Genomic DNA, 22763 nt, shown 5'->3' with positions numbered 1-22763 from the left:
CATGCAACTCAGCGAACAGGAACTACGCAGACGCCACGAGCGCGAAGAGCTGGAGAAAATGGGCATTAACCCATATCCATCCGAAACATTTGAAGTGACGGCCACGGCCAAAGAGATAAAGGAGAATTTCGATAAGGACAAGAACAACTACCAGGAAGTAACCCTGGCTGGTCGCCTGATGAGCCGCCGCGTGATGGGCAAAGCCTCGTTTGCTGAGCTGATGGACAGCACCGGTCGCATCCAGATCTACGTATCGCGCGACGACATTGCGCCTGGCGAGAACAAGGACATGTACAACACCGTGTTCAAAAAGATGCTCGATATCGGTGACTTCATCGGTATCAAAGGCTATGCTTTCATCACACAGGTAGGCGAGATTTCGGTACACGTAACAGAGCTGAAGGTATTGACCAAATCGCTGCGTCCGCTGCCGATTGTGAAGCGTGAGGTTGATGAGAACGGCAACGAGATCGTGCACGATGGCTTTACAGACCCGGAACTGCGTTACCGCCAGCGTTACGTGGATTTGATCGTGAACCCGCACGTGCGCGAAACCTTCCGCAAGCGTACGCAACTGGTAAATTCCATGCGTTCCTACCTGACAAATCAAGGTTACCTGGAAGTAGAAACCCCTATTCTGCAGCCACTGTACGGTGGTGCGGCGGCGCGTCCGTTCAAGACGCACCACAACACGCTGGACATGACGCTATACCTGCGCATTGCCAACGAGCTATACCTGAAGCGCCTCATCGTAGGCGGTTTCGACGGTGTATTCGAGTTTGCCAAAGACTTCCGCAACGAAGGTATGAGCCGTTTCCACAATCCGGAATTTACGCAGGTGGAGCTTTATGTGGCCTACAAAGATTACAACTGGATGATGGACCTAGTAGAGGAAATGGTGGAGAAAGTAGCCATGGACCTTCACGGTACTACCGAGGTGCAGGTGGGTGAGAACATCATCAATTTCCAGCGCCCATGGAAGCGTTTTACCATGTTTGAGGCCATCGAGCACTTCACTAAGATCGATATTTCGGAGATGGAAGAGCCGGAACTGCGCCAGACTGCCGAGTCACTAGGTATAAAAGTGGATCCGAAACTGGGCAAAGGCAAGATCATCGACGAGATTTTTGGTGAGACCTGTGAGCCGTACCTGATCCAGCCAACTTTCATCACGGATTACCCTGTGGAGATGAGCCCGCTAGCCAAGAAGCACCGCGACAAGCCGGGTCTGGTAGAGCGTTTCGAAGCAATCTGCAATGGCAAGGAAATTTGCAATGCCTTCTCCGAACTGAACGACCCGATCGACCAGCGTGCCCGCTTTGAAGAGCAGCTGGAGCTTGGCAAGCGTGGCGACACAGAAGCCATGGTGCTGGACGAAGACTTCCTGCGTGCACTCGAGTATGGTATGCCACCAACTGCCGGTTTAGGTATAGGCATCGACCGCCTGAGTATGATCATGACGAACTCGCACTCTATTCAGGATGTGCTGTTCTTCCCGCAGATGAAGCCGGAGAAGAGAGAAGAATAAGCGATCATCTTATATAAATAAGAAATGGCCCGCTAAGGTTTAGCGGGCCATTTCTGTTTATACTTGATTTCCTATCTAAAACTTTTCCTCACCCGAATTTCTATTTTTCAGGTTATCAGCAGCATCCTTCAGGCTTTCTTCTTTCCCGACCCAGGAGTCAATTTTAGTCTTACCAACACCTAACTTCTCGTTGATGCCGCGGCCTACCCAAGCGGCGGAGTCTGACAGGCGGCGACGGGTAATACGGCCACTGTCGGGCGCCATAAGTATACCGGCTAGCACACCTACGCCGGCGCCGGCGAGCAAGCCCATGGCGACCCCCAATGTTCCGCTGCTCTCGCCATGTGAGTCAGAAGAAGACGCCTTGCGATTTCCGCTGCTATACACAGTTCGTTGCTGCATTTGCGGCTGGTGCATTGGCTCACGAACAGAGGAGTGTGTTTTGTTTCCGCCCGATTCTTTGCCCACATGGCTGTAGGTTGAGGAAGATCGCGGGGTGTTGCTGTATGTACTTTTGGCCTCTCCCAGGCTGCTGTAATCCATTTTCGTTCTCATAGTTTCCTTTGGTTTTAGTGTGAATTCATTCCTGCAAACTTCTATTACTCTCTAAAATAATAACGGGAGTAAAGTTCTAAGGTTAACGTAATTCAGCTCGCCAATTACCAAAAACAAAAGGCCTGCCCCGGTAAGGGACAGGCCTGTCATCTTCACAAAACTAGTGTTTCCGCCTCAGAGGCAGGTATGCCCCGGGAGTAAGCTAAGTTTAAAGTATAGTTTCTGAAAGGGCTATGTACTAAACGTTTGTTTCAGTAGAGCCACCTGTGCTTGTACCGGCAGATGAACCGGTTGAGCCAGTTGATGAAGACGATGCATTGCCGCCCGTGTTACCACCAGTTTTATTCGCATTGCCCATTTTGTTCATGGCTTCGTTGCTCATGTTCTTAATCTCGTCAAGGCCAGTCTGCAGGTTCTTTTCTAAGTCTTTGCTCAGCTTGTTCGCCCACTTTTTGATACCAGTTCTGGTTTGCTCACCTGTGTCCGGGGCCATCAATAGACCTGCAATTACACCGGCGCTGGCACCTGCCAACAGTGCAAGCATTACTTTTCCGCTATTATCTTTCATAGTTCTGTTTATTATAAATTGTTGGATTTGATTTCTTTGATTTTCAACTGTTGACCTAATAACGATGAAGCCATGTATTAAGTTATAACTATACTACAGTTTTGTACTATACTGCATCTAAATAACGAAAAAAAGCTCAGCAAAACACTTTGCTGAGCTTTTAATTGCGATCAGTATGTTATTACAAGTCTCTGATCACTTTCATGATCTCATTCTTGGTCTTGCCTAACTTTTGCTGCAGACGGCCCCATAGCTCGTCCTCCTGACCTTCCACGTAAGTCAGGTCGTCTTCAGTAAGTTCTGCGTAGTTCTGCTTCAGTTGGCCTTTTACATCGTCCCAAGATCCGCGCATGACCAGGCTGCTGCCATCATCAGTCACTTTGTTGCTCTCGAGCTTGTCCATAAAGTTTTTCACAGTGCGCTCCAGGTCATCACCTGCTTTGCTCAATGTTCTCTTTAAACTGTCGCGCGTGTCAAGGCCATTGTTGGGAGCCAGCAGTATACCTGCCGCTACGCCTACTCCAATACCGGCCAGCGTGGCCAGCAAAATCTTTCCTTTTTCGTCGTTCATCTTGTTTATCATTTTCTGGTGCTGTTTATTTGATAAGGCGCCTTCATAAATAATAGAAAGTATAGTCCTTCTGCCTATATCTCTTTTAATTTACGTTCCAATACATACGGGGCAGTGCATACTTAGTTTGCTATACGTTATTACTCCCCGTCCACCAATAATTGCGTACAAACGATAACTAATAAAACACGATGAAAAAAACAGCTTTCGCGACAGCTTTCCTGGCTATGAGCGTCTTCTACTCCTGCAAAAACAGTGAAATTCCCTGCATCGATCAGGCTAAGATCAATCCCGACCAGATGTGTACCATGCAGTACGACCCTGTGTGCGGCTGCGACGGAAAAACCTACGGCAATGCCTGCGAAGCTGACCGGTCAGGCGTAACTTCCTATACCAAAGGCGAATGCGCCACTAAATCCTGAGCCATACCTGACAGCCTATGACTGACTATGACTGAGAAGAAATATTTTAAGCAGACCAGGCCTTTTCGGGTGCCTACTACGGATGGCAAACTGATAGAAGAGCATTTCGGCAAAGCCTCTACCCAGACCAGCGCTTTTAGTGTGGCTCACATGGTAGCGCCGCCGCATTGGGGCGAGCCACATCAAACGCCAGAATTCGACGAAATCACGATCGTGCTGCGTGGCCGCAAGTTAATTGAGGTAGACGGTGAAGAGATTGTTGTAGAAGCCGGCGAATCCATCCTGATCAAAGCCGGTGCCCGCATCCGTTATGCCAATCCCTACAACGAAGAGACAGAATACTGGTCGGTTTGCGTACCGGCATTCGACTTCACTAAAGTGCATCGGGAGGAAGATTGATGCTAATTTTGTCATCCTGAATGGATCTTTCTAGTAAATGGCAACGACTACATTTCCAGATTACTTTACAGAATGACACCAATTTCGAGGGTATTCTTTAGAGTATAATTGCCCAGAGAGATTGGGTGGTTCAGATGTTCCCCGAGTAGCCTCCTGGCAGTTGTTCCAGGAGATAGACATTCTCTTATACCAGTCTTCCTCTTACGCTTCTAATATAAAAAAACCCTTGGCGCATTTAGCACCAGGGGCTTTTCATATTTCAGAAGATACGAGATTCATTTAAAAACCTTCACATCTTCAATTTTCTAGTTCTTAGAAATTAAGACTGCTTGCTGATCATTTCTACCACATCTTCGGAGATGCCCATGGTAGAGAAGCCACCGTCGTGCATCAGGTTCTGCATCGACACCATACGGGTCAGGTCAGAGAACAGGGTGATGCAGTAGTCAGCGCATGACTCAGCAGAAGCATTGCCAAGTGGCGACATCTTATCAGCATAATCGTAGAAAGCGTCGAAACCACCTACGCCTGTACCAGCAGTAGTTTTGGTTGGCGACTGTGATACTGTGTTCACGCGCACTTTATTCAGCTTACCCAGGCGGTAGCCATAGTTGCGGGCAATCGACTCAAGCACGGCCTTTGCCTGCGACATGTCGGTATAGTCAGGGAATACACGCTGAGCAGCGATGTACGAAAGCGCTACGATAGAGCCCCACTCGTTCATGGCATTTTGCTTCTCAGCCACGTGCATCACTTTATGGAAAGAAAGCGCCGAAATGTCCAGCGTCTTCAGGAACCACTCATAGTTCAGGTCGCCATACGACTTGCCTTTGCGGATATTCGGGCTCATGCCGATAGAGTGCAGCACGAAGTCAATTTTGCCGCCCAGTATTTCCTGTGCTTTGGTGAAAAGGTTTTCCAGATCCTCTACAGAAGTGGCATCAGCAGGTATAACCTGTGTGTTGCAGGCCTCAGCCAGTTTGTTGATCTCGCCCATACGCATAGCCAGGGGTGCATTGGTCAACACGAACTCAGCGCCCTCTTCTTTGGCACGCATCGCCACTTTCCAGGCAATAGACTTCTCGTCAAGCGCTCCGAAAATGATTCCTTTCTTTCCTTTAAGCAGATTATAAGACATGTATTTGTCAGGTTAATGTTTCAAATTTTATTGATTTCTGCCAGATAGGTATAGCTAGCGCAAATCAGGCAGCAATATAGCAATTACTAGGTATAACTCAAGTGCAAAGCAGTCTTCATTCACGCAAGTTAACTCCTGTCTTAGCTCCCATCGCTGTTTCAGGATCGGGGTACTGAGCACAGGAACAAAACTGGATGAGCTTACAGCGATAGCAATTCCTTGGCACTCTTGTAGGCGCTCGCACTTGGGTTGGCCCCTGCAATCATGTGTGCAATTTCGTCTACACGCTCCTTCTCACTTAGCTTCTTCACGCGGCTGATCGTGCGGTCTTCGGTATCGTGCTTGTATACAAAGTAGTGTGAGTTACCCTGCGCCGCTATCTGCGGTAGGTGCGAAATAGCAATAATCTGATGCTTCTGTGCCATCTGCTGCATCATCCTGCCCACTTTCACAGCTACTTCACCGGATATACCTGTGTCGATTTCATCAAACACAATCGTAGGCAGAGCAGTCTTATCGGCTAGCATGTACTTGATGCTGAGCATCAGACGGGAGAATTCACCTCCGGAGGCGGCTTTCACCAGGCTTTGCGGCTGTGCTCCTTTGTTGGCGCTGAACAAGATGCTGATCTCATCGGTGCCTGTGGCAGTAGGAGCCGCACTTTTATGCTGTATGACAATGCGCGCGTTTGGCATGCCAAGTTCAGCCAGCAAGGTATAGAGCTCCTTCTCAAACTGGCCAAACGAAGCCTTGCGACGCTCTGAGAGCACTGCTGCTTTTTCCAGCATTTCATTCTCGGCCTCTTTCATGGCTTTCTCGGTGCTGGCCAGGGCATTGTCCAAGTTAAGCACACTGCCTACTTTGTTTTCGAGTTCACGTTGTATTCCGAGTAATTCGGCTATAGTGTTTACCTGGTGCTTGCGCTGCAGGGTATAGATCGTATTAAGTCGTTCCTGCACTTCCGTGGTGCGGGCAGGATCAGCCTCAGTCCGGCGCTCGGCATCTTCCAGTTCGCCAGCCACATCATTCAGCTCAATCATGCAGCTCTCGGTGCGGGTACGGAGCTCTTCATATTTTGGAGAGAAAGCCGCTAACTGCCCGATCAGTTGTACTGTGTCTTTGAGGGCAGAAGTGATATTGAACTCGGATTCCGTAAGTGACTGCACAGCCTGCGTCAGCTTCAGTTTTATATCCTCTGCATTCTCCAGTTCCTTTAGTTCTGTCTCCAGCTGCTCCTGCTCGTCTTCCTGCAGGTTGATCTCTTCCAGTTCGTTGAGCAGAAAGGTATTGTAATCCAGCTCCTTCTGCGCCTGCGCCAGTTGGTCAGTAAGTTTTTTGTAGTCGCCCTCCAACTTCTTATACCTGCGAAAAGTCTCGTTGTAGTCTTTCAGGTATGAGAGGTTGCCTGCATAAATGTCCAGCGAGGTGTTGCCTGCATAGATGTCGAGGATGTTGAGCTGAAAGCTGGTGTCGCCCAATTGCAGCGTGTCGTGCTGCGAGTGGATGTCCATCAGGTTCTCCCCTATTTTGCGCAGCACGTCCAGCGTTACAGGGGTGTCGTTCACGAAGGCGCGCGACTTTCCGCTCGGGCTGATCTCGCGGCGCAGAATGCACTGCTCATCAAAGTCCAGGTCTTCGGCCAAGAACACCTCTTTGAGATTATACTGCGAAATATCAAACACGCCCTCGATCACGCACTTCTGCTCCTGGTTAAAAAGCAACTTGGAGTCGGCGCGGTTACCGAGCAGCAAGCCGATAGCGCCCAGCATAATGGACTTACCAGCACCGGTTTCGCCGGTTATAATATTGAGCACCGGCGATGGATTCATTTCCAACTGCTCTATCAGTGCGTAGTTTTTTATTTTAAGATCAATCAGCATATATCAGGATGCAAGACGTTCGTCACAAGGTATAAGACTTAAGGCCCGGACTTAGTTCGATAATTTGGGTGTATTTTAATAAGGTGCTTCTATGTCGTAAATCACTTCTTCTACCTCCGCTACAGGTATGGTGTGCTTGCTTCGCCGGCCGTCCAGCAACTCCAGTTCTTCAGCTGAAACATGCTGTAGCACGCCCTGCATCACCACGCGGGTTCTCAACACCACCTGCAACGTCTGCTGTTGCAGCAAATCGGGCAGGTGGTCGGCCAATTTGTTTCGATTGATTCTGATCTGACGTTTGCCCATAGGTATAGCGCACAGGTATAGCCATCCGCCCCGTGAAGATACGCGCTTTCTGTGAAATTTGGAAAAGGCTTAGCGCTGGAGCAGCACTTCGTATTTGGTGTTGTTGGTAGGGTCAACCTGCGTGAGCAAGGTATAGGCAGCCTGCTTGTCGGCTGGTGCGGCAGTTTTGAAAACATGCACCAGCTCATCCGACTTGGCTTCAAAGAAAGAGCGAATTACCGCCGCGCCGGGCTTCTGCTGCGATATTTTCTGGATATTGCGCAATACTTCTAAAGTGGCCTTGCGGGCCTTTTCCGGATCCTGCACCATGATGTCCATTCCCTCGCGGTGCATCGCATAAATGCCTTCCCTAAAAGGGATAAATACGGGGTCCTGCATGTTGTCGATCATCCAGTAGCGGTTTCGGTTCCCCTCAAACGGACGCCAACCCGGGAAAATAGAGTTCTGTGAAGCCGCCAGGTTCAGGATACCACGTGCCCTGTCAAAAGAAGGCGAACCGCCCAGTTTGGAAAAGCTGTCGTTATCCATCCCAATAATCATGTAGGCGTAGAAAGCGAGCATCGCCGACAGGTTGCCGGTAAAGTTATTTTCGGCAAAGTCGAGTGGTTGTGCTTCGTTGAACTGGAAAAGCCAGTCACGGTCAATGAACGAGAAAAGAGTGGACTCGTAGCCGGTACCGTAAGCTGGCCGTACCGACACAACCTGCACATTGGCCCGGAAAGTACCAACTTCAGGCATTTCGGTCAGGTTGATCAGGATACGGCATTTAATGCGCTCATCTACTCTGTAAGATTGGTTTGTCCAGCGGCGGTTGTTCATAAACTCAAAAATGCGGTTCTGCATTTCGGTGAACAGTTGCCGGTCTGCAAAAGCTACCTGTTCGCTGTTTACCACCACATCGCACTGCAGCTCCTGGGCACGCGCTCCCAAGGCTATTCCCATCACACACAGCAAAACAAACAGTCGCTTAAACATAGAGTCTCTCCCAGATCAGGTTGACGATATCCTGTGCCACTTCGCTTTTGTGTTTCAGTTCAAAAGCTGTGGTCTTATTTTCCTCAATAATAGTGATTTTATTTGTATCGTGCTTAAAACCAGCGCCCGGGTCGTTGAGCGAATTCAGCACGATCATGTTCAGGTTCTTCTTTTTCAGCTTTTCGCGTGCGTTGCTGTCTTCGTTGTCTGTCTCCAGGGCAAAGCCTAAGGCAAACTGATTTTCCCGCTTCTCTTTGCCGAGCGCAGCTGCTATATCAACGTTCTTCACGAGTTCAATAGTCAGTTCGGCACCGGTTTTTTTTATCTTTTTGGTAGCAACGACTTTGGGTTTGTAATCGGCTACGGCGGCAGCAAACACCCAGATGTCAGCTGCAGGAGCCAGCCGTTTTACGGCCGCATACATTTCGTCGGCTGTCGTGACAGGCGTCACCGTTATACCTTCATGCTGTGCCTGCAAATTAGTAGGGCCTGCCACCAGCTGTACCTGAGCACCCCGACTGGCAAAACACTCGGCCAGTGCATAGCCCATTTTGCCTGTAGAATGATTACCGATAAAACGCACCGGATCAATCGGCTCATACGTTGGGCCGGCGGTCAGCACCACGGTTTTGCCCTCAAACAGTTTTTCCAATGCCTGAAAAGTGGTTTTCTAGTACGCAAATAATTTCCTCGGGCTCTGCCATGCGCCCCTGCCCTACCAGTCCGCTAGCCAGTTCGCCATACCCTGCTTCAATGATGAAGTTGCCATACCCTCGCAGTTTAGTAAAGTTAGCTTGCACTGCCGGGTGCTGGTACATATCCAGGTCCATGGCCGGGGACACAAACACAGGGCAACGTGCCGACAGATAAGTGGCTGAAAGCAGGTTGTCACAGAATCCGTTGGCAAATTTGGCTACTGTGTTGGCGCTGGCAGGTGCTATCACCATGGCATCGGCCCAAAGACCCAGTTCTACGTGGTTGTTCCAGACGCCCTGCTCGTTGAGCACAAACTCAGTGAGCACCGGCCGTTTGGAAAGGGTTGCCAGTGTGAGCGGGGTTATAAAGGCAGAAGCAGAAGTGGTCAGGATTACCTGTACTTCTGCTTCTGCTTTTACGAGTAAGCGGACCAACATGGCTGCTTTATACGCAGCTATACTTCCGCAAACTCCCAATACTATTTTCCGATTCCGGAGCATGCGCCTTACAGCGATATTTCGTCAGTCTCTACGTCTGGTGTACGAACGTATACATTGCCTTCCAGGAATTCCTCGATCGCCAGGTTAGTTGGCTTTGGCAGGCGCTCGTAGTATTTAGAAATTTCGATCTGCTCACGGTTCTCAAATACCTCCTCCAGGTTATCCACTGTAGTCGCAAACTCCGCCAGTTTAGAGTTCAACTCTTCCTTGAGCTTAACAGAAATTTGGTTTGCTCTTTTAGAGATCACCGAAACAGACTTGTACACATTGCCGGTCTGCTTTGCGAAATCTGCCATGTTACGGGTAACGATTGATGATGGAACTGCTGCCATATATACTTGCTTTATGAATTGCTTGGGTTATTTTTCTTTATTTTCTCGAGCTCGCTCTGCGTGTTGGTGTATACCTGTTCGGCACTACGCAGGAAACGGCTGTCCGGATACTGGTCGATGAAGGCCTGGTAAAAGTCTACAGCCTCCATGTAACGCTCCTGCTGCTTGTCGGGCACACTTTCCAGCGCAAACCGATACTGTGCGTCTACTCTTAGGTAAGAAGCCTCCTCGCTGTAAGGTGAAGACGGATTTTCGCGCAGGAAGTTTGTAAAGGCCACTACAGCCGACCTGTAGTAACGCAGTTTGTAGTACAGACGGGCACTTTCAAAGGATTTCAGATCCAGCTTCGCGCTCAGATCATCGAACATGGTGTTGGCCTCTGCGGCATACTGGCTGTTCGGGTAGCGCACCAAGAACTCCTGAATAGACTCCATGGCTGTTACGGTACTGGTCTGGTCCTGCTCATAGTCCGGCGAGTCGTTATAGAGCGACTTAGCCTGCAGGAACATGGCCTCTTCAGCCATTTCGCTACGCGGGAATGTTTCGAAGAAAGTGCGGAACTGGAAAGCGCTCAGCATGTACTCCCGCTGCTGGTAATGTGTGTTGGCGTAATAGAAACGGGCTTTTTCAGCTTCAACTCTACCCGTCATTAAAGGCATTACCTGCTCCAACAGTTGGTTTGCACGGTAGTAGTCCCCTTTCTCGTAATACTCGAGCGCGGCTTTGTATTTCAGGTCAACGTCGTTGCTTTTCAATAGCTTCTGGAAGTTGCTGCAGCTGGTTGCAAAAACCAACAGGCACAACATTACGACGGTATGCAGGATTCCTTTGTTCATGAACGGGCAAAATTATACAATATCCCTGTGATTTACAAGCGTGAATATACAGTGTTTACTGAGGGTTCGGTGTCTGCTTGACAGCTCCGGCAGCAGGCTTTTTGGGTTGAGACTGCTTTGGCTTGGCACCCGATGCTTTGCCTTTTGCAGGCTCGGCGGCTTTTGCAGGAGAAATCGGCTCTTTTACCGGTTCCCGGGGTGCCAGCACCTCTTTTTTATCCGGTCTGAGCTCTTCTAGCCAGGCAAATCCTTCCAGCCTTCGTTCGGAGGCCTGCAACTCGTGCGGCGGTATAAACTTAGCTTCCGGATTTACAAGAAACGAAATAGATTTGAGTTTATTTTCTGCAAAGTTCAAAACCATGTCACTACATATGGCCCTGTTCATACCAGTCAGCACCGAATCGCCCTCCAGCGCAAAATAAATGCTTTCTCCGTTGCCATTCACATTTACCCGCCGCATACGCCCTTCCTGAAAATGCGCCACCATGTTACGGCCTTTTACCTGGTTGTAGTTTTGGAGTGAGTCTTCTGAGGTAATAAAGGAGTTACTAAAGATGTACATCTTGTCGATCGTTTTATTGCGCATATGAATGCGAATCGTATCGCCCACAATCTGGCTCTGCTCGCTCCAAAGTGTCGGGTCGCGGTGCATGTACATGAGGGAATCGGTGCGGTTGTAGCTCAGTGAATCGCACGTACCCTGCAGGTCTGACTTGAAAATTTTTACATTTTTGAACGCAAACAGCATGCTCGGCTGTCCGTCCGCCTTGGCTTCCTGCGAAATCAGCGAATCGGCGGCCATATACAGGGTATCGCCATCCATGATCGATTCCATCACCGGACTTCCCCATACCTTGGCCAAGCCCTGGTCGCGCCAGTAGCGCCCCACTTGCCCACGAATCGTCACATCATCTTTAAGTGAGCGCATGGTCATGTTCACTTTTGCCTCGCCATAACCACGGCCTTCGTCATAATACAGGTCATCCCCTCCCAAACGGTACTCCGGCGTCACGATGTAGGCATTGCGACCAAAACGTGATACTTTGGTGACAGTATTATATGTACCCTGTTCCGCATAAAGGTCACCGTTTTGTCCTTTGATAAAAGTTGGCCCCTGGAAGTATACCACCTCGCTTTCGGTGTTGTAGCGCATATTCTGGGCCGTGATTTCGTAATCAGGCGAGAATACTTTTACATTTTGCTGAAAAGTGAAGACTTTCGTATTGGTATCGTAGGTGCCGCGCTGGCTCTGCAGGCGGTTATTAGGCTGCACAATGGTACCACCCTCGGTATAGACCGCCGTGCGTGAATCCATGTTATAGTCCAGGGTTGGCGTCGTAAGCGTCATGTTAGGATCCTGCATCGTTACCCCACCGCTCATTTTGGCGGTGCGTTTGGCACCATCGTACACCGCTTTCGATCCAGTCATAGTAACAGTGTCAGCCTGGTTGATGCGCACGTTGCCGAAAGCTTCCAGTATCTCGCTATCCCGGTACTGGTAAACAGAATCAGCATATAGAAAGGTCTCCTTCTGCTGAAAAATCACGTTCCCGATCAGTTTGTTGACACGCTTTCCGTTGATCGTGGTACCAACCAGGTCATCCGCACCTTTCAATTCTACCCGATCCTGTTGTCCCTGCTGCTGAGGACCTTGTTGTGCCGGTGTTTGGACGCGACGCAGCGTATCCTGTTGCGGCGTAGTGCGGGGCTGCTGGGGTGCCTGCTGCGGCTGGTTGATGCGTGGCTGCGGTGGCTGTTGCTGCGGCACAATCTTTGGCGGCTGCGGCGGTCGCACCTGCTGCGTGGCCTGGCGCAATTTCACCGGAGGTTTCTGCTGCTGTTGCTCCTGCGCCAAAACTGTCAACGACAATAGCGTAAAGAGAATAGAATAGACTAATTTTGTGATGTTCATGCTTTATGGACAAAAGACAAGGACTTCATCAGGAGCAACGTTTTATTTCGACGTTTCTATACCTGTGGCCTTTGCCTGATCTTAACTTCAAAATTATAAAAAATATACCAGCCGCTGCCTTATGCTAAAGAAAGTTTCCGGTTTCATCCAATCCCATACCCTTTGCGAGCCTGACAGCAAAATACTGGCGGCTGTGAGTGGCGGCATCGACTCCATCGTGCTTTGCGAAGTGCTGCACCAGCTTAAGTATACGTTTGCCATTGCGCATTGCAACTTCGGGCTACGTGCCGAAGACGCAGAGGCCGACCAACTCTTCGCCAAAAAGCTGGCCAAAAAGTACGAGGTGCCCTTTTATACCGAAAATTTTGATACCCGTGCTTTTGCTGCGCAGGAGAAACTCTCGATTCAGATGGCAGCCCGTACACTACGCTATACCTGGTTTGAACAGGTACGCCAGCAGGAAGGTTACGACTACATTGCCACAGCTCATCATAGCAACGACCTGACAGAGACCATATTGCTGCACCTCACCAAAGGCACAGGTATGGCAGGGCTTCATGGAATACCTGCCCAGAACGGCCACATTATCCGGCCGATGCTCACCGTTGCCAAAGACGATATTTTCGATTTCGTAACCGAGCAGCGATTGATCTGGCGGGAAGACATATCCAACGAGACAACAAAGTACCAGCGCAACAAAATCAGGCATGAGGTAATTCCGGTGCTCAAGGAAATCAACCCGAACCTGGAGGAAACCATGCAGCACACGGCCGAGCGGGTAAGTCAGGCCGAGGCGATCGTGCACGCCTACATCGACAACCTGCGCCAGCAATGTTTTAAAGAAGCTGAAGGTGCCGTGTACCTGTCGCTGGTGCCGTTGAACGCAACGGGCCTGCCGGTTGTGCTGCACGAGCTGTTGAGACCTTTTAACTTCAACTATACCGTGGTGCTGGAACTGGTGGAGGCGCTGGAAGGTATACCGGGCAAACAGTTCGACTCACCGAGCCATACCCTGGTCAAAGACCGCGACCAGCTCGTGATCACGCCCCGCAACCTGAATCGGTTTGGGAGTGTAATCATAGCCGAAGGTCAGACTGAAGTAAATGAAGAGCATGTATACCTAACGCTGCGTTATGTACCAGCCAGTGAATATAAGCTCAACACAAAACCCCATGTGGCTGCCCTGGATGCCGGCCTGCTCAAATTTCCTCTGAAGTTGCGCCCCTGGCAGGAAGGCGACTGGTTTGTACCGCTCGGCATGAACGGCAAAAAGAAAATCAGCGATTTCCTGATCGACAAGAAGATCCCGGCCAACCTTAAAGCTAAAACGCTGGTATTGGTATCAGAGCAGTCTATTGTTTGGATTGTGGGCCAGCGACTCGACAACCGCTTTAAAGTGACGGAAAAAACAGAACAGGTGCTGGAAGTCTCGTTGCAGCGGAAGCCTGCGGCTTCCTGACAAATGAATCCTAGACAAAAGACTTCATGTACGGATAATTAAAAATCCTTTGTCTTTTGTTACATAGTCTTTTGTCCGAAAAGCACGCTTTTAACAATAGATTTTTCTACTTTTACGGAAGTAAACTGATTCTCAAACCATAATTAAAGTATATCCTACAATGAAAGTAACCGTAGTTGGAGCTGGTAACGTTGGTGCGACATGCGCTGATGTATTGGCTTACCGCGAAATCGCGAACGAAGTAGTTTTAGTGGATATTAAAGAAGGTTTTGCTGAGGGCAAAGCGCTTGATATCTGGCAGAAAGCTCCCATCAACCTATACGACACGCGTACTGTTGGCGTAACCAACGATTACAGCAAAACTGCGGGTTCTGACGTGGTAGTAATCACATCTGGTCTGCCACGCAAGCCGGGCATGACGCGCGATGACCTTATCTCTACCAACGCCGGTATCGTGCAGTCGGTAACTGAGAACATCGTGAAGCACTCGCCTGACGCCATCATCATCGTGGTATCTAACCCACTTGACGTGATGACGTACGCAGCGCATATCACCTCTAAACTGCCTCGCACCAAGGTTATGGGTATGGCTGGTATCCTGGATACTGCCCGCTACAGAGCATTCTTGGCTGAGGCCCTGAACGTATCTCCAAAAGACATCCAGGCAGTATTAATGGGTGGCCACGGCGATACCATGGTTCCACTTCCACGCTACACAACAGTAGGTGGCATCCCGGTAACTGAGTTGATCGACGAAGAAACACTGAACGCTATTGTTGACCGCACCAAGAACGGGGGTGGTGAACTGGTGAAACTGATGGGTACTTCTGCCTGGTATGCCCCGGGCTCTGCGGCTGCTCAGATGGTGGAGGCGATCGTGCGCGACCAGCGCCGTGTGTTCCCTGTTTGTGTGAAGCTCGAAGGTGAGTACGGCATCGATGGCGTATACCTGGGTGTTCCGGTAATCCTGGGCAAAAACGGTATCGAGAAGATCATCGAACTGCAACTGAACGAAGACGAGAAGCAACTGCTGGAGACGTCACGCGGTCACGTGAAAGAAGTAATGGAAGCGCTCGACAACATCAACGCCGCCAAAGCTTAATCGTTATACCTACTTATTGATACCAAAAGCGCCGCTTCTGCAAAGGAGTGGCGCTTTTTTGTCTGAATCTTACATAGGGCCCTACCCCAGGCGGAGAATCTGTTGCTACCAATTCTCCAGGTATAAGCTATGTAGCTATAGATTCATGTGCACGGTTGAAACACCTCTATCCCTCTCAAGAGGGGGACTTCTGCCATTACCAGTTTTATAGGTATCGCTTCTTAGCACATATCACTGAAGGTATAGCAAGACTAACTTGCACTTCAGCTACGAAGCAAATCACCTGAGCCAGGTGCACAACTGACGATTTTGTGTCTGAGCGGTCAGCGAGTTTAAAAGCGTCTTAATTTTTTTCCTTGATGGGTGTAGGGGCCTCTATTTTTTCTTTATCGAGGGCCCCTACCCCCATCAAGGAAAAAAGTAGGTGCCCGTCGCACAGGCGAAACTATGAAACACCACAGTTTGCTATACCTGCAAAACTGCAGCTATACCCGCTGGTAAGCGAAAAATTAGCTTTAATCCTTCTGACTCGCCTGAAACAGCTTCTGTTTTTCTTCTTTAGAAAGACTTTCGTAACCCGACACAGAAATCTTATCTAAGATCAGATCAATCTCCATTTGGCTGGGCTTACCGGCATACCCTGTGTGGTAGCCAGAAGATGGGCGGGAATCATTCCCGACTGTAGCTTTCTGGCGGTGCGTTACCTTCAGTTTCGGACGGCGCTTGAACAGGTTCGTAATGAAATCCATGGTGCTGTGTAAGGGTCGCCCCATGTCGCGGCCGCGCTGCAGTTGCTTCACGAAAAGCCAGCCAAAGAGCGCGCCACCTAAGTGCGCAATGTTACCACCAGCATTATCGCCCACAGCCCCGGAAATAGACAAAATCACTAGAAAAGCAGCGATGTACTTAATCCGTACCGGACCTATCAGAATCAGGTTGAAGGTATAGTTCGGTATCAGCGTAGCCGCCGACACGACCACCGCGAGCACACTGGCCGAGGCACCGATCATCACGGCATAGGCTGCGCGGTCGGCAAAGTACGGAATCAGGTTGTAGCTCAGCATATAGAGCAAACCACCGGCGATACCTCCTAATATGTAGAGGCTAAGCAATTTCTTTTCACCAAGATACTCGCGAATCAGCTGCCCGAACCAGTAGAGGTTGAGCATGTTGAAGATGATGTGCAGGAAGCCTTCGTGGGTAAAGAAATACGAAATGATCGTCCAGGGACGGGTGATGAAAACGAGTGGGTCAGAGGGGAGCGCGATAAAGCGCATCAGCCCCGTGTAGGCCCAGCTGCTACTGGTCAGGTACAGCACCGTACGAAGCACGATCAAAGTCACAAAAACGATGACGTTGATCAGAATCAGTTGCTTCAGGGTGTTGTTCGGCTGCCGGAAAGAGTCTTTTATGTCTTGGATGATACTCATTATACCTGTTAGCTGAAAAGAGCGGAAAGGCTTCTGCGCCTTACTATTTTATACTTGTTGTTTTTATTACTACGTATCCTGATAATCGTTGCGTTGCCACATTCTAATAAGAATATACGCAAACAGCATACCGCCGAGGTGCGCGAAGTGCGCCACATTATCGCCCGGCACCCTGTTAAAGCCCGCGTAGAGTTCGTAGCCTCCATACAGTAGCACAAAATATTTGGCCTTGATGGGGACGGGCAGGAAGAGCAGGAAAAGTTCAAGATTCGGAAAGAGCATACCAAATGCCATCAGGATACCAAAAACGGCCCCCGAAGCACCCAGCATCGGCACGTTAACCGCCTGATTAAAGACTGCTGTAACGGCTTTTTTGCTTTCGGTGATGTAGCCTTCGTTATCCGGATTGCGCTGGTATTCTATCGCAAAACGTTTCTCGTACCCACCCGCGTAGTGCGATTCCATAAAGTTGTAGAAACTTGATGGTGTTGGGTTTTCGATATACTGTACTGCTTCGTTTTCGATTGTATTCAGTTCATAAGCCCGCACGCCCGAGTAAAGCATACTGGCTCCCAGGCCTGTGATCAGGTAAAAGGCCAGAAAGCGCTGCGAACCCCAGAAACGCTCCAGCAGAGGCCCGAAGATGAACAAACTGAACATGTTGCTGAACAAGTGTGCCCAGCCGCCATGCAAAAACATGTGGGTGAAAAGCTGAATCGGCTGAAAGTAGTCGGAGCCGAAATGGTACAAAGCAAATTGCCGGTAATCAAACACATTACCCTGCAAAATAAATACGACCACGTTGATGATCAGGAGGTTCCTGACCATGGGGGTTATATTGAACATCTTATCTTCTTTTCTCGCGTCGCTTGCTACACTGTTGGCTATACCTATACCTAAGAACGAACTCAGAAAAGCAAAAACAACAATTTAACAATCAACAATTTAACAATTCAAAATCACCCCTTCAGGAAAAGCTCATGCAGCTGACCGAGCTCCATGATAACCAGCGTCTTTTGTCCGCCGGGGGTATAGTTGGGTACTTCGCAGCCAAACAGCTTGTCTACGAGCGAGTTCATCTCGAGGTCTGACATGCGTGGCTGCAGTTTGGAAGCCAGTCGCTTGGCCATGGCCCGGGCGAGGTTCTCCCGTTTATCCAACTTGAGCGTGGCCAGATTGTTTTTATACTGTTCAATCAGCTCTTCGAGCAGCTCTTTTTCGTTAGCCGCCTGCACATCGGCAGGTATAGCGTTCAGGATGATGGTATTGCCGCCAAAGTCTTCGAACTGAAAGCCCAGCTCCTGAAACTCTGCCCGCAATTCTTTCACCAAAGCCGAATCAGCGGGCGACAACTCGATGGTCTGCGGGAAGAGAAGCGCCTGCGAGGTCACCATCTTTTTCTGCAGCGAGGCCATGTATTTTTCGAACAAAATCCGCTCCTGTGCCGCCTGCTGGTCGATGATCATCACCCCTGACTTCACCTGCACCAACAAATACTTGTGATGCACCTGCAAAGTTTTGCTGGATGTGGTCATGGGCGCAGCAAAAGCATCGTCGAGCAAGCCCATACCTGATGGCGACGTGATTCGCTCTTCCTGTTGCTCAACTGGCTGCGTATTGCGCAAAGGTTCGTAAAGCTGTTCCCAGCCATTGGTACTAGCCTTTTTGGGTGAGGATGGCGCTTTAAAGCCTGAGAATGTGCCTTCATTTTCAAACCCTTCTCCCCCATGCTGCATCCGGATCGGCTGTAACGGCGCAAAGTTCACATCACTCTGAAAATCAAGCGAAGGCGCAATGTTATGCGTTCCCAGCGATTTCTTCACGGCAGCATGCACAATGGCGTATACCGTCTTCTCGTCCTCAAACTTGATTTCAGTCTTGGTCGGGTGCACGTTGATGTCGATGCGCTCCGGCTCAATGTCGATGAAAAGGACATAGAACGGATGGCTGTCTTTTGGCAGAAGTCCTTCATAGGCCGTCATCACGGCATGGTTGAGGTAGCCGCTTTTGATAAAACGGTTGTTCACGAAGAAGAATTGCTCACCCCGGGTCTTCTTGGCAAACTCTGGCTTGCCAATGTAGCCACGTACGTTCATAAAAGGCGTTTCTTCTTCGCAGCCGGCCATTTGCTCTTTGTAATTGTTGCCAAACACGCCCACAATGCGCTGACTCAGCTTACCGGCCGGCAGACTGAAAATCTCTACATCGTTGTGGTGCAGCGTAAAAGCTACTTCCGGGTACGCCAGCGCCACCCGCTGAAACTCGTCCAGGATATGGCGCATCTCCACCGCGTTCGTTTTCAGAAAGTTGCGACGGGCGGGTACGTTATAGAAAAGATTTTTGGCAGCAATTGATGATCCCGCAGGTATAGCAGCCGGCTCCTGCGACACCACCGTAGACCCTTCTACCAGCAGGCGTGTCCCTGTTTCGGCGCCATGCGGCTTGGTTTTAAGTTCCACCTGCGCCACAGCCCCGATCGAGGCCATCGCTTCTCCCCGGAAGCCCATCGTACGGATCCGGAACAGGTCTTCGGTGGATTTGATTTTAGATGTGGCGTGCCGCTCGAAACACATGCGGGCGTCGGTTTCCGACATGCCGATTCCGTTGTCCACTACCTGCACCAGTTGTTTTCCTGCCTCCTTCACAAGCAGCTGCACGCTGGTAGCGCGGGCGTCTATGGCGTTCTCGAGCAACTCCTTCACCACCGATGAAGGCCGCTGCACCACTTCGCCGGCAGCTATCTGGTTGGCAAGGTAATCGGGCAATAAGTGTATAATATCGGACATCCGCTATTTCAAATTCAATTTGATGGTATCTTCCCTTCGGAGCACCCGATTTCCGAAAACGGCCGGGTTTTTGAATATACTATTTTGTCAAAACAGAACTTATTCAGAACGAATTTTATTACTAATTTACAGACCAGTTGCAAAACGCGATCGGAAATCAGAGAAAGTATGTGGTTCTGATTTTAACTAGAGAAGCTGTATGACTTGTGACTCTCGGGCCGTTAGCACTTACAAGCACCATCTGCCATACCGCCTAAGGGAGGCAAAAAAGACCGGAAATAATTTTTCTCGTTTTTTGAACCACCTTCTGCAAAAATAGGGGTAATTTCGACTTGTTCCAATATAATAATACCAGTACAGGATGTTGAAGAGTTTTAGCTTAGGATTACTTATACTTATCTTTCTCGGCATGGGTCCGCTGATGTCACTGACTCCGTCAGACAACATCATTGTGGCTTCTAAAGAGCAAAGTTGGGTAGACAGTGTCTTTACATCTATGACTCCCAATCAGCGTCTGGGCCAGCTGTTTATGGTGGCTGCCTACTCCAACAAAGACGAAAAACACTTCCGCCAGATCGATACGCTTGTAGCCCGCTACAATGTGGGCGGTATCATGTTCATGCAGGGTGGCCCGGTGCGGCAGGCGCAACTAACCAACCGCTTCCAGAGCAAGGCAAAAGTGCCGGCGCTGATCGCTTTGGACGCCGAGTGGGGTCTGAACATGCGTCTCGACAGTAGTATGCACTTCGCTAAGCAAATGACGCTGGGCGCGCTCGATGATGACAAGTATGTATACCTGATGGGCCGTGAAATTGCGCTCAAAATGAAGCGTATGGGTGTGCACGTAAGCTTCTCGCCTGTACTGGACGTGAATGTGAACCCGGCTAACCCGGTAATCGGCAACCGCTCTTTCGGCGAGACCAAAGAAGAAGTGGCCCGACGTGGTGTAGCCTACATTAAAGGCCTGCAGGACCACGGTGTAATCGCAGTCGCCAAGCATTTTCCCGGCCACGGTGACACCGACACCGACTCCCACCTGACCCTCCCGGTGGTGAACCACGACATGAAACGCCTTTCTGAGGTGGAGCTATACCCTTTCCATAAGTCATTTGAGGCCGGCGTGATGGGCGTGATGGTTGCGCACCTGCACATGCCCAAGATCGACTCGACTAAAAACCAGGCAGCTACGCTCTCCAAACCCATTGTAACAGGACTCCTGAAAGAAAAGATGAAGTACAAGGGACTCGTGTTTACCGACGCCCTGAACATGAAAGGCGTGAGCAGCTTTTACAAGCCTGGTGAGGTGGATTTAAAAGCTTTGATGGCTGGTAACGACGTATTGCTGTTCCCGGAAGATGTGCCAACTGCTTTACGCAAGATCAACGAAGCTATTGCGGCCAAGCAAATTAAGCAGGAAGACATTGACCAGCGTGTGCGTAAGATACTGCATGCCAAGTACTGGGCCGGTCTGAACAATTACAAGCCGGTATCGCTGACCAATCTGCAGCAAGACGTGGATCGTCCGTTGAGCAATGTGGTGCAGGAGCAGCTTTATGAACATGCCGTAACCGTTGCCCGCAACAAAAGTAACCTCATTCCTTTCCGCAATCTTGATACTTTGAGCATTGCATCGGTGGCGATCGGTACGGGACCGAACAGCATTTTCCAGCAAACACTGGGCAACTACGCTCCGGTAACCAAGTTTAGCATCAAAGACCGCTTCGCTCCGGATACTGCCTTCACTAAACTTATATCTAAACTGCAGGACCATGATGTGGTAGTGGTAAGTGTGCACGGCATGAACAACACCCCTTTCCGCGACTTCGGTATCGGCTTGGGTACACGTGCTTTCATTAAATATCTACAGGATCGCACCGATAAAAAAGTAGTGGTAGCCGTGTTTGGAAACGCCTATAGCCTGAAGTTCTTCGACAAGAGCGAGTGGCTGGTGGCTGGATACGAAGACAACCCGATTTCGCAGTCGCTGGTGCCGCAGGTGCTGTTTGGAGCCCGCGCCGCCAAAGGCAAACTGCCGATAACTGCTTCGGCTAGTCTAAAGGCAGGTACAGGTATAGCCACGCCTTCCCTCGGTCGCCTGAAGTACGGCACACCGGAAAGCGTAGGTATGGACTCCAGGACCCTGACTCAGATCGACAACATCGCCACAGAAGCCATTGCCTATGCCGCAACGCCGGGCGCTCAGGTATTGGTGGTAAAGAACGGTACTGTGATTTTCAACAAATCATACGGCCACTATACCTATGATAAGAAAAAGCCGGTAACCAACAACACGGTATACGATATTGCGTCCATCACCAAAGTGGCAGCTACGCTGCAGGCCGTGATGTTCTTGAAAGACCAAGGCAAGATCAACCTCGATGAAAAAATAGCGACATACCTGCCGGAGCTGAAAGGCACCAACAAGGCCAATCTCGTGATCCGCGATGTGCTGGCGCACCAGTCGGGTCTGCGTGCAGGTATACCGCACTGGCAGAAAACGCTGGATAAGCTGCAGCTGAACCAGACCTTCTACGCCAGCGCTCAAAATGATGTGTTCCCGAACGAAGTGGTGCCCGGCATCTACTCCATCAAATCAATGGAGGACTCGCTATGGGCCTGGACCGTGCGCTCGCCGCTGCTGGTGAAGCCTAAAGCTGCCAAGACCTATAGCTATCAGTACAGCGATCTGGGGTTCTATATTCTCAAGCGTATGTCGGAGCGTATGCTGAACCAGCCGCTGAACGAGTTCATGGATCAGAACTTCTACGGTCCGCTTGGCCTGAGCACCATGACCTATAACCCACTCCTGAAGCACCATCGCGATGTGATTGTGCCGACCGAGGATGACAATTACTTCCGCAAAAACCTGATATGGGGAACGGTGCATGACCAGGGCGCTGCCATGATGGGCGGTGTAGGCGGCCATGCTGGCTTATTCTCCAACGCCAACGATTTGGCTGTGCTCCTGCAAATGAACCTGCAGAACGGCAACTACGGAGGCCACAAGTTCTACAACAATCCGGTGGTGACTGAGTTCTCGAAGCGCCAGTCCACCACCAGCCGCCGCGGCCTGGGCTGGGACAAGCCCGATCCGGACGGCAACGGCCCGACTTCGAACTTAGCTTCGAAAGCTACCTTCGGCCATACAGGTTTCACAGGTACAGGCGCCTGGGTTGATCCGGAGAACCAGCTGATCTACATCTTCCTGAGTAACAGGGTATACCCAGACGCAGGCAATTCTAAACTGGTGAAGTATAACATCCGCACCCGTATACACGATGTGATTTATAAATCGATTGTTCCTAAAACTTAACATAGAATGGATTGTTAACAAGTGCAGCTCCGCGTGGGGCTGCACTTGTTGTTTC

At 50.1% G+C, this 22763-nt stretch carries 21 protein-coding genes; 6 read left to right on the top strand and 15 right to left on the bottom strand.

Going from position 1 to position 22763, the window contains the following annotated elements:
• Position 1: 1 nt before the first annotated feature.
• On the top strand, positions 2-1528 hold the full coding sequence (gene lysS, locus K3G39_RS06085) for a lysine--tRNA ligase (RefSeq protein ID WP_220625283.1): 1527 nt from the start codon (positions 2-4) through the stop codon (positions 1526-1528).
• 75 nt (positions 1529-1603) lie between these two features.
• Here the strand turns inward: lysS and K3G39_RS06080 are convergent, their stop codons facing one another.
• From K3G39_RS06080 to K3G39_RS06070, 3 genes are all read right to left on the bottom strand, one after another.
• Entirely contained in the window at positions 1604-2083 is a 480-nt protein-coding gene (locus K3G39_RS06080) for a YtxH domain-containing protein (RefSeq protein WP_220625282.1), read from the bottom strand.
• Positions 2084-2321: 238 nt separating this feature from the next.
• Complete coding sequence (locus tag K3G39_RS06075) at positions 2322-2651, bottom strand: YtxH domain-containing protein (protein WP_220625281.1); 330 nt, start codon at positions 2649-2651, stop codon at positions 2322-2324.
• A gap of 181 nt (positions 2652-2832) precedes the next feature.
• Entirely contained in the window at positions 2833-3234 is a 402-nt protein-coding gene (locus tag K3G39_RS06070; RefSeq protein ID WP_220625280.1) for a CsbD family protein, read from the bottom strand.
• Between the two features lie 179 nt (positions 3235-3413).
• On the opposite strand from K3G39_RS06070, the gene K3G39_RS06065 reads away from it, so the two are divergent.
• Positions 3414-3644 (top strand): Kazal-type serine protease inhibitor, encoded by a 231-nt coding sequence (locus K3G39_RS06065; RefSeq protein WP_220625279.1) that lies wholly within the window; start codon positions 3414-3416, stop codon positions 3642-3644.
• Between the two features lie 27 nt (positions 3645-3671).
• Positions 3672-4043 (top strand): cupin domain-containing protein, encoded by a 372-nt coding sequence (locus tag K3G39_RS06060; RefSeq protein WP_220625278.1) that lies wholly within the window; start codon positions 3672-3674, stop codon positions 4041-4043.
• 319 nt (positions 4044-4362) lie between these two features.
• Here K3G39_RS06060 and K3G39_RS06055 read toward each other — a convergent pair whose 3' ends face one another.
• The 9 genes from K3G39_RS06055 to K3G39_RS06020 form a co-directional block, all read right to left on the bottom strand.
• Entirely contained in the window at positions 4363-5181 is an 819-nt protein-coding gene (locus K3G39_RS06055; RefSeq protein ID WP_220625277.1) for an enoyl-ACP reductase, read from the bottom strand.
• A 200-nt stretch (positions 5182-5381) separates the two neighbouring features.
• The gene (gene recN, locus K3G39_RS06050) at positions 5382-7061 is read right to left on the bottom strand and encodes a DNA repair protein RecN (protein WP_220625276.1); all 1680 of its coding nucleotides are present in this window, start codon (positions 7059-7061) and stop codon (positions 5382-5384) included.
• A 75-nt stretch (positions 7062-7136) separates the two neighbouring features.
• Positions 7137-7367 carry a hypothetical protein gene (locus tag K3G39_RS06045; RefSeq protein WP_220625275.1) on the bottom strand — a complete coding sequence of 77 codons (231 nt, stop codon included), beginning with the start codon at positions 7365-7367 and terminating at the stop codon, positions 7137-7139.
• A 69-nt stretch (positions 7368-7436) separates the two neighbouring features.
• Positions 7437-8342, bottom strand: coding sequence for a DUF4835 family protein (locus tag K3G39_RS06040; RefSeq protein WP_220625274.1), 906 nt, complete (start codon positions 8340-8342; stop codon positions 7437-7439).
• A complete protein-coding gene (coaBC, locus tag K3G39_RS21140) occupies positions 8335-8994 on the bottom strand; it encodes a bifunctional phosphopantothenoylcysteine decarboxylase/phosphopantothenate--cysteine ligase CoaBC (protein ID WP_370627200.1) in 660 nt (219 codons plus the stop codon). Before coaBC ends, K3G39_RS06040 begins: the two co-directional genes overlap by 8 nt.
• Positions 8978-9475 (bottom strand): flavoprotein, encoded by a 498-nt coding sequence (locus K3G39_RS21135; RefSeq protein WP_370627199.1) that lies wholly within the window; start codon positions 9473-9475, stop codon positions 8978-8980. Before K3G39_RS21135 ends, coaBC begins: the two co-directional genes overlap by 17 nt.
• 68 nt (positions 9476-9543) lie before the next feature.
• A complete protein-coding gene (locus tag K3G39_RS06030) occupies positions 9544-9870 on the bottom strand; it encodes a DNA-directed RNA polymerase subunit omega (RefSeq protein ID WP_220625273.1) in 327 nt (108 codons plus the stop codon).
• 11 nt (positions 9871-9881) lie between these two features.
• Positions 9882-10706 (bottom strand): outer membrane protein assembly factor BamD, encoded by an 825-nt coding sequence (locus tag K3G39_RS06025; RefSeq protein ID WP_255594039.1) that lies wholly within the window; start codon positions 10704-10706, stop codon positions 9882-9884.
• A 55-nt stretch (positions 10707-10761) separates the two neighbouring features.
• On the bottom strand, positions 10762-12618 hold the full coding sequence (locus tag K3G39_RS06020; protein WP_220625272.1) for an OstA-like protein: 1857 nt from the start codon (positions 12616-12618) through the stop codon (positions 10762-10764).
• A gap of 121 nt (positions 12619-12739) precedes the next feature.
• On the opposite strand from K3G39_RS06020, the gene tilS reads away from it, so the two are divergent.
• Together tilS and mdh are read left to right on the top strand one after the other, a co-directional pair.
• Positions 12740-14077, top strand: a complete 1338-nt coding sequence (gene tilS, locus K3G39_RS06015; protein ID WP_220625271.1) for a tRNA lysidine(34) synthetase TilS — start codon at positions 12740-12742, stop codon at positions 14075-14077.
• A gap of 160 nt (positions 14078-14237) precedes the next feature.
• Positions 14238-15179, top strand: coding sequence for a malate dehydrogenase (gene mdh / locus K3G39_RS06010; protein ID WP_220625270.1), 942 nt, complete (start codon positions 14238-14240; stop codon positions 15177-15179).
• 515 nt (positions 15180-15694) lie between these two features.
• Here the strand turns inward: mdh and K3G39_RS06005 are convergent.
• The 3 genes from K3G39_RS06005 to mutL all read right to left on the bottom strand — a co-directional run bounded on the left by K3G39_RS06005 (position 15695) and on the right by mutL (position 19395).
• On the bottom strand, positions 15695-16609 hold the full coding sequence (locus tag K3G39_RS06005) for a rhomboid family intramembrane serine protease (protein ID WP_220625269.1): 915 nt from the start codon (positions 16607-16609) through the stop codon (positions 15695-15697).
• Between the two features lie 69 nt (positions 16610-16678).
• Positions 16679-17437, bottom strand: a complete 759-nt coding sequence (locus K3G39_RS06000; RefSeq protein WP_255594038.1) for a rhomboid family intramembrane serine protease — start codon at positions 17435-17437, stop codon at positions 16679-16681.
• A 131-nt stretch (positions 17438-17568) separates the two neighbouring features.
• On the bottom strand, positions 17569-19395 hold the full coding sequence (gene mutL / locus K3G39_RS05995; protein ID WP_220625267.1) for a DNA mismatch repair endonuclease MutL: 1827 nt from the start codon (positions 19393-19395) through the stop codon (positions 17569-17571).
• A 361-nt stretch (positions 19396-19756) separates the two neighbouring features.
• Between mutL and K3G39_RS05990 the strand changes: the two genes are divergently transcribed.
• The gene (locus tag K3G39_RS05990; protein WP_255594037.1) at positions 19757-22708 is read left to right on the top strand and encodes a glycoside hydrolase family 3 N-terminal domain-containing protein; all 2952 of its coding nucleotides are present in this window, start codon (positions 19757-19759) and stop codon (positions 22706-22708) included.
• The last annotated feature ends 55 nt before the right edge of the window (positions 22709-22763 follow it).

This window comes from Pontibacter sp. HSC-14F20, from assembly GCF_019599265.1.
In the GTDB taxonomy this organism is placed as follows: domain Bacteria; phylum Bacteroidota; class Bacteroidia; order Cytophagales; family Hymenobacteraceae; genus Pontibacter.
Note: the sequence above shows the minus strand (reverse complement) of the source record. Positions and strands in the feature narration are given on the sequence as shown.